Genomic DNA, 7881 nt, shown 5'->3' with positions numbered 1-7881 from the left:
CACGCTGACGCACATCACGCGCGGTGCGACGTCGGCGGCCGACGCCTGGACGCTGCACGTGCGCCTGGCCGTGCCCGGCAACGCCTCCGCCGTCATCGGTCCCCGGGCCCGCGGTGCCCGGCCCCGCCGCCGAACCCGCGGAGGTGGTCTCGTGACCTTCTCCGGCACGGCCTCGGCGGAGCGGGCCGCGGCCGCGGCGGCGAGCGCGTCCGGCGGCTGGTCCGCGGAGGTCCGCCGGGACGACGACGCCCTGACCGTGCTGGCGGACGAGCTGCGCGACCTCTACGACCGCAGCCCGGCCGCGACCCCCTTCCAGGCGTACGCGTGGCTGAAGTCCTGGTGGACCTGGTACGGCACCCCGGGCCGCCTCCGGCTGGCGCTCGTCCGGCGGGACGGGCGGCTCGTCGCCGCGGCGCCGCTCATGGCGGCCGGCCGCTGGGGGTTCCCGGTGCTGGTGCCGCTGGCCGCCGGGCAGAGCGACTTCACCGACTTCCTGCTGGACCCCGTCCACACCGACGGCGCCGTCCGGCACCTCACCGAGGCGCTGCTCGACGAGCCCGGATGGTGCGCGCTCGACCTGCGGGAGGTCCGGCCCGGCTCGGCGGCGCACCTGGTCGCGGGGAGCTGGCCGCGCGGCGCGTGGCGGATGCCGTCGTCGGTCTGCCTCGAACTGCCCGCCGCCGACATCGCGGACGTCCTCGGGCGGCTGCCGGGCCGCGCCGCGGGCAAGATGCGCGCCAAGCTCCGCAAGATCGACGCCTGCGGGATCACCGCCGAGCCCGTTTCCGCCGACCGCGCGGCCGAGGCCGCCGGGACCCTGCTCGACCTGCACGTCCAGCAGTGGCGCGGCCGTCCGATCAACCCGGAGCACACGCGCGAGCGGTTCCGCCGGCACCTCGCCGAGGCGGCCGCCGCGATGGTCCGCGACGGCCGGGCCGCCATCGTCGAGTACCGGCGGGACGGGCGGCTCGTGGCCGGCGACCTGGTCCTCATCGGGCACCGGTTCGTCGGCGCCTACCTGTACGGGTCCGTGCCCGAGCTGCGCGGCAGCGTGGACGTCGCGCTGATGCTGCTGCGCCACGACCTGGACCTCGCGCGGGAGCGCAGCAGGCCCGCGATCAGCCTCCTGCGGGGCGAGGAGCCGTACAAGCTGAAGTGGCGGCCCGACGCCGTGCAGAACCAGCGGATCATCCTCGGCCGGTCCGCGCCCGCCGCCGCGTTCGCGGGGCTGGCGCGGACGCGGGCGCGGCTGTCCGCCCGCTGGCACCACCGCGTCGCCGTCGACCATCCCGCCCCACCGCTGGTGCCCGCTCCCCGTCCCGGCGAACCGGGCGTGCACGCCGCCAGCACGGGCGGTGCGGGTGGCGGGTCCGGCCGGCCGGGCGTCCGTTGAGGGCGGGGCGGGAGGGAGGTGCCGGTCCGCCGGAGCGGATCCGGGTGCTGCACGTCAGCCAGCCGAACGACGGCGGCGTCGCGGTCTACGTCGGCATGGCGGCCGGCGACCAGCGGCGGCGCGGCTGGGACGTGGCGGTGGCCTGCCCGCCGGGCGGCGACCTGCCGGCGCGGTGCGCGGCGGCGAGCGTCCCGTGGTTCAACTGGCCCGCGGGCCGCGCGCCCGGCCCGCGGATCCTGCTGGAGGCGCTGAGCCTGCGCCGCCTGATCCGCGGGTTCGCGCCCGACGTCGTCCACCTGCACTCCTCGAAGGCGGGGCTCGCGGGGCGGCTGCCGTTCGGGCCGCGCCGGACGCCCACGATCTTCCAGCCGCACGGCTGGTCGTGGCTCGCCGCCACCGGGCGGCAGGCCGCGGTCAGCCGGCTGTGGGAGCGGTTCGCGGCGCGCGGCGCCGACGCGCTGGTCTGCGTCGGGGTGGGCGAGCTCAAGGAGGGCATGCGCGCGGGCGTGCGGGGGCCGTACCGGCTCGTCCGCAACGGGGTGGACCGGCGCCGGTTCCGGCCCGCCGACGGCGCCGCCCGGCTCGCCGCGCGGACCCGGCTCGGGCTGCCCGCCGACGTGCCGCTGGCGGTGTGCGTCGGCCGGGTGACCCGCCAGAAGGGGCAGGACGTGCTGGTCGAGGCGTGGCCCGCCGTCACCGCGCGGTGCCCCGCGGCGCGGCTCGCCGTCGTCGGCGACGGCGAGGACCTCGATCAGCTGCGGCGGCGGCCTCCGGCGGGGGTGATGCTCGTCCCGGCGGTGGAGGACCCGCGCGACTGGCTGGCGGCGTCCAACGTCATCGTGCTGCCGTCCCGCTGGGAGGGGCTGCCGCTGACCGCCCTGGAGGCCCTCGCCACCGGGCGCTCCCTCGTCGGCACGGACATCCCCGGCATCGCGGAGGTGGTGCGCGGCGGGGTCGGCGCGCTCGTCCCGGTGGACGATCCGGCGGCGCTCGCCGCCGAGGTGGCGGGACGGCTGCTGTTCCCCGGCGTGGCGGACGAGGAGGGGCGCGCCGCCGCGGCCGCGTCCGCCGCCTTCGACGTCTCCGGCACCGTGGCGCTCCTGGCGGCCCTGACCCGCGACGTCGCGGGGCTCGGCGGCCACGCCGGCGGGCGTCCGGGCGACGAGGGCCTGGGCGAAGGCCTGGGCGACGAGGTCCTGGACGGAGCCGAGCCGGTCGGCGGCGCGGGCACCGGGCTCTGGGATCCGGTGGGCGCGCCGTTCCCGGCGGGTGAGCCGTTCCCGGCGGGCGGCGTCCCGCTTCCCGCGGGCCGGCCCGGCGCGGGCGGCGCCCCGGTGGGCATCGGCGAGGGCGTTCCCGAGCCGGGCACCGGAGGACCGGACGGGACGGGCGGCGCGGACGTCGTGCCGGTCGGGGGGCCCGCCGTGGCGGGACCGGACCCGGCGGGCGGCGCGGACGACGGCGGCAGGGACGCCGGCGGGGCCGTCACCCCGCCGAACAGCTCGCGGTAGAGCTCGGACGAGCGCGGGTTCTGGTCGCACGACCAGACGCCGTGCGGACAGTAGTCGGTGACCGTTTGATACGCGACATTGTGGGACGTGATCCAGTCATGCATTCCCTGGACATAATCCGGGTTGTCGGCATTGCGGAAGAGACCCCATTCCGGAAAGGAGATGGGCTTGCCGCGGGCGGCGGCGAAGTCGGCCTGCTCCTTGAGCCCGTACGGCTCGTTGACATAGTCGTCGAACGAATCCGCCTGACCCTGGTCGTAGCTGTCGGAGCCGATGATGTCCACCACGTCGTCACCCGGGTAGCAGAGCGGCCAGGGAATGGCGTCGCGGCCCCGGGTCGCGGCGAAGTCGAAACGGAACGCGGCGCCCGGGACGGCGCGCATGACGCCGACGATCCGCCGCCACAGCGCCTTCCACGCGGCCGGATTCGGGCCGCAGCGGCTGCCGTAGGTCTGGCCGTTCATCTCCCAGCCGGGAACGAGGACCGCGTCCCCGGCGCCGGCCGCGACGAGCCGCGCGGCGAGCGTCCCGAAATGGTCGTCGAAGGCGCCCGCGGCGCCGCCGCGCAGCAGCGAGGACAGCACGTCGCGGGGCAGCCCCGCCTCGTTGGGGACGACCATCGGCACGTTGACCACCAGCGTCCGGCGCGGATCGGCCTGCCGCCACCGGCCCCACGGATTGATGATCTCGGGCGGGCCCTCGACGCCGTTCCAGTCGTCGCCCGGCAGATAGGTGTGCCCGACGGTGACCGTGGAGCCGAGCCACCGCTGGAAATGCTCCACCCTTTCCACGCCTTCGGCGCCGGAACCCAGAAAAGCCCCCAAGGGAACATACTGCGCCGCCCGGTGCGCCGACTGCGGCTGGATCCAGGTCACCAGAGTGGACGCGGCGAGCGCCAGCAGAGCCGCCGATGCGGCCAGAACGGGAGGGAGCGGGCAGAATGGCAGCGGCCTTTTTCGTGCGTTTCCGGACGGCCGTTGCGCTGAATGGATATCCGCAGCTCGCATGCGTATCCTATGCCCTCTGGCGTCTGCCGCGAACGAATCGGCCAGGCGGCCGATGCGAAAATTTACCTTCGACAAGGAAGGCTGCCGTGCGCCGCAACCCGCTGGAATCGGCCGGCTGAAGCGGATGTTCCTCGAAGACCAGGCCCCGCCGCCGCCGCGGCTCGACCCGGGCCTTCCCGTCCTTCTCCTGCGCACGAACCACAATGTCTTCCACCACGGAACGCTGGGGGTGATCAGGACCCTCGGCCGCGCCGGCGTCCCGGTGCACGCCATCCTGGAGGGCCGCTCCAGCCCGGTGTCCCGGTCCCGCTACCTGCACCGCGGGCATCCCTGGGCGCCGTCCGCCGCGAGCCCGGCCGCCCTGCTCGACCACCTGCGCGCGATCTCCGAGCGCGTCGGGCGGCGGGCGCTGCTCGTCCCGATGGACGACGCCGGCGCGATCTTCATCGCCGAGCACGCGGCGGCGCTCGCCGGCCGTTTCGTCTTCCCGCGCCAGGACCCGGACGTCCCGCGGCGCGTCGCCGACAAGTCGCTGCTGATCGCGGCCTGTGCCCGGCACGGCGTCCCCGGGCCCGAGTACCGCACCCCGGCCACGCCCGCGGAGGTCGACGACGCCGCCGCCGAGCTCGGGCTGCCGGTGGTCGCCAAGTGGGCCCGGCCCTGGCTGCTGCGCGCCGGCGCGCCGAGCACCACGGTCGTGGACGCGCCGGAGCACCTGCACGCGCTGTTCGCCGCGTCCCGCGCCGGGGACGCGGACGCGGGGCCGCTGATCCTCCAGCGGCGCATCCCGTCCGGCGCCGGCGACTGGTTCTTCCAGGGCTACTTCGCCGAGGACCTCGCCTGCCTCTTCGGCGGGACGGGCCGCAAGCACCTCGCGCACCCGCCGCGGGCGGGCCACACGGTCGCGGGCGAATGGGTCGACAACCCCGAGCTCGACGCGCTCGCGCGGGGCCTCGTCCGGACGCTCGGCTGCCGCGGGCTCGTCGACCTCGACTTCCGGCGCGACCCGGACACCGGCGCGTACCACCTGCTCGACTTCAACCCGCGGATCGGCGCGCAGTTCCGGCTGTTCACCGACCGCCGCGGGCTCGACCTCGCGCGGGCGCTGCACCTCGACCAGTCGGGCCGTCCCGTCCCGGAGGCGATCCCGGCGATCGGCCGCACGATCCTGGTCGAGAACCACTACCTCCGGCAGTCGGTCCGGCCGCCGTTCCTGCGGCCGGGCGCCCTGCGCCCGCTGCGCCGGGCCGACGAGCTCGCCTGGTACGCGTGCGACGACCTGCCGCCGTTCCTCGCCATGGGCCGCCGCAGCGCGGCCCGGGCGGTGGAGCGGATCCGCGTGCGGCGCCGCGCCTAGCCGCGGCGCCCCGCCCGAGGCGCCGCCCCGGAGACGGGGCGCGCCGCCGTCCTCGGCCGGCCGCCGCCATCCCGGCCGGCACCGGCCTTCACCAGCAAGCACGAACGACAACACGGGGGAGAACGAGTATGAGCGACTCGGCCAGCGACGTCGTGATCGTCGGCGCCGGGCCCTACGGCCTTTCGGTCGGCGCCCACCTGCAGAACCTCGGCCTGGAGGTCCGCGTCATCGGGACGCCGATGCAGTTCTGGGCGTCCGCCATGCCCGAGGGCATGTTCCTGAAGTCGGAGCCGTTCGCCTCCAGCCTGGGGGCGCCGCAGGACGGCATGCGCTTCACCGACCGGCATCCCGGCTGGCGGACGGGGCAGCCGATCCCCCTCGACACCTTCGTCGACTACGGCCGCTGGTTCGCCGCCGAGGCCGTGCCGAGCACCGAGCCCGGCGAGGTCGTCAAGGTCGAGCGGGGCGGCTCCACGGGGTACACCGTCACGCTGGCCACCGGGGAGAGCATCGCGTCGCGCGTCGTGGTCCTCGCCGTGGGCGTCGGCCCGTTCGCGCACGTACCGGACGAGCTCGCGTCCCTGCCGTCGTGGCTCGTGTCGCACAGCAGCGCGCACCGCGACCTCGGCCTGTTCGCCGGGGAGGAGGTCGCCGTCGTGGGCTCCGGGCAGTCCGCGCTGGAGACGGCGGTGCTGCTGGCCGACGCGGGCGCCCGCCCGCGCCTCATCGCCCGCCGGGAGGAGCTCGACTGGAACACCGTCCCGAAGGAGCGCCGCTCCCTGGCGGACCGGCTGTTCGGCGGCCCGCAGTCGGGGCTGGGCACCGGCTACCGCACCTGGCTGTGGTCGCAGCGGCCCGGCGTCGTCCGGCACCTCCCGCACCGGATGCGGCGGCGGATCGTCCGCACCACCCTGCCGCCGGCGGGCTCCTGGTGGCTGCGCGAGCGGCTGGACGAGCGCGTCACGGTGACGACCGGCACGCGGGTGACGCGGGCCGCCGAGCGCGACGAGGGCGTCGCACTCACCCTGGACGACGGGTCGGGCCGCGAGACGACGGCCGAGGTCCGGCACGTGATCGCGGCCACCGGGTACGTCCCGGACGTCGCGCGGCTCGGGATGCTGTCGCCGGAGCTGCGCGTCCGCGTCGACACCCGCGCGGGCTCGCCGGTGCTCACCGGGGACTTCGAGTCGTCCCTGCCGGGCCTGTACTTCGCGGGGCTCGCCGCCGCGGCCACGTTCGGGCCGGTCATGCGGTTCGTGCACGGCTCCGACTTCGCCGCCCGCAGGATCGCCGGGAGCATCATCCGCCGGACCCCGCCCGGCGGCGGCCTCGGGCGGCGCGCGGACGGCGCCCTGGAGGCCGGCCACGGCCGCACCTGACCGTCCGGCGGACCGGCGATGCCGGCGGCGCGGCCCCGTCCCGGGCACGTGCCGCCGGCATCGCCGTCTCACGGCCCGGACGGCCCGGACGGCCCGGCGGGAACGGCACGAGCCGTGGCCCCCGGACGGCTCCGGGTGCCACGGCTCGGCGGGCGCGGGTGTCGGCGGGCGTCAGTGGCCCTTGTCGTAGCCGCCCTTGTCGGAGCCCTTGCCGAAGTCGTTGCCGGACCCGTTGTGGTTGGCGTGGCCGTTGCTGTTGTCGATCGAGGAGCCGTTGATGCAGTCGCCCTCTTCGTGCGTGATGCCCAGGATGTTGTGGATCGCCGCACCGATACCGGCGATGTCGACACTGCGGCACGTCTGGATACCGATGATCTGCACGACCTGGGGGTCGTCGCCCGCCATCGCGGGCGCGGGTGCGAACGCCGTGAAGCCCGCCGCGCCGAGCAGCGCGCCGACGATCAGTCGCTTGAGCATGTGGTCTCCATTCGGGGTCGAGTGAGCCTGAGCCCAGAGCCGCAGAGACTGCAAGCCGTCCGGACGCAACCAATCGCACCCCAAGCGTGGCCCCAAGGCAACCGGGATAATCGCTCTTTCCTGAGAAGTTGCGTTCAGGTGGGCTCGTTTTTCAATGAGAATCAGCGCAATGCGCGGTCAACCGAATATGCGGCCAGCAATCGGGTGATCGCGGACGGACCCGGGCCAAGCGCCTGCCCGGCGTTCGGCCGTGAGTTGCCTGGTAGCAGGCGTGCGGCGAGCTTCGTCGCGGCCCGCCGACAAAGGTCTTCGGCAAATCGATCCGCCGTTCCAGGTAAACGATCGGTGATGTGCGAGTGCGGTGCCGCGCACCGGCGGAAGGTGGTGGCGACCGGTCCGGCCGGTCGGGCCGCCCTTCCGGCCCGAAGGGAAAGGAGCACACTCCGATAGAACAGAGAATCCGCGATTCGAGGCGATGCGGTGCTACGTTCGTCCGACCGTTCCCGAACGAGAGACGAAATCCGGCAGAAGGAGCCAGACGATGCGACCCGATCCGATCCGCCGCGGGGCCGTGCCCCGTGCGGACCGGTCGCGGCCCGCACCCGGCTCCGTCCTGGTGCGGCTCGCCGCGCTCGCCGGGTTCGCGTTCGCGGGCTGGCTCGCCGTGTCCGCGCTGAACGGGCCGGCCGCCCAGGCCGGGGTCCAGGCGCAGGCCGAGGTCCAGGCCGGGGCGCAGGCGCGTCCCGCGGCCGGAGCG

General features: G+C 75.6%; 6 protein-coding genes and 1 pseudogene. 5 read left to right on the top strand and 2 right to left on the bottom strand.

Annotated elements, in window-relative coordinates:
• A partial coding sequence (locus tag E1300_RS45255; RefSeq protein ID WP_207400350.1) for a GNAT family N-acetyltransferase occupies nt 1-1393 on the top strand: 1393 nt, incomplete at its 5' end.
• Nucleotides 1394-1437: 44 nt separating this feature from the next.
• Nucleotides 1438-2904, top strand: a complete 1467-nt coding sequence (locus tag E1300_RS45250) for a glycosyltransferase (protein WP_207400349.1) — start codon at nt 1438-1440, stop codon at nt 2902-2904.
• A 182-nt stretch (nt 2905-3086) separates the two neighbouring features.
• On the opposite strand, the pseudogene E1300_RS53120 reads toward E1300_RS45250, so the two are convergent.
• A pseudogene (locus E1300_RS53120) lies at nt 3087-3368 on the bottom strand (glycosyl hydrolase); the annotation flags it as partial.
• Between the two features lie 667 nt (nt 3369-4035).
• On the opposite strand from E1300_RS53120, the gene E1300_RS45240 reads away from it, so the two are divergent.
• Both E1300_RS45240 and E1300_RS45235 read left to right on the top strand, forming a co-directional pair.
• A complete protein-coding gene (locus tag E1300_RS45240; RefSeq protein ID WP_131763441.1) occupies nt 4036-5268 on the top strand; it encodes a carboxylate--amine ligase in 1233 nt (410 codons plus the stop codon).
• Nucleotides 5269-5396: 128 nt separating this feature from the next.
• Nucleotides 5397-6647, top strand: coding sequence for an NAD(P)/FAD-dependent oxidoreductase (locus tag E1300_RS45235; protein ID WP_131763440.1), 1251 nt, complete (start codon nt 5397-5399; stop codon nt 6645-6647).
• 171 nt (nt 6648-6818) lie between these two features.
• Here the strand turns inward: E1300_RS45235 and E1300_RS45230 are convergent, their stop codons facing one another.
• Nucleotides 6819-7124 carry a hypothetical protein gene (locus E1300_RS45230; protein WP_207400348.1) on the bottom strand — a complete coding sequence of 102 codons (306 nt, stop codon included), beginning with the start codon at nt 7122-7124 and terminating at the stop codon, nt 6819-6821.
• Between the two features lie 541 nt (nt 7125-7665).
• Between E1300_RS45230 and E1300_RS50900 the strand changes: the two genes are divergently transcribed.
• Nucleotides 7666-7881, top strand: a 216-nt coding sequence (locus E1300_RS50900; protein ID WP_207400347.1) for a hypothetical protein, incomplete at its 3' end; no start/stop codon positions are given.

Source organism: Actinomadura fibrosa (assembly GCF_900659615.1).
Classification (GTDB): domain Bacteria; phylum Actinomycetota; class Actinomycetes; order Streptosporangiales; family Streptosporangiaceae; genus Spirillospora; species Spirillospora fibrosa.
Note: the sequence above shows the minus strand (reverse complement) of the source record. Positions and strands in the feature narration are given on the sequence as shown.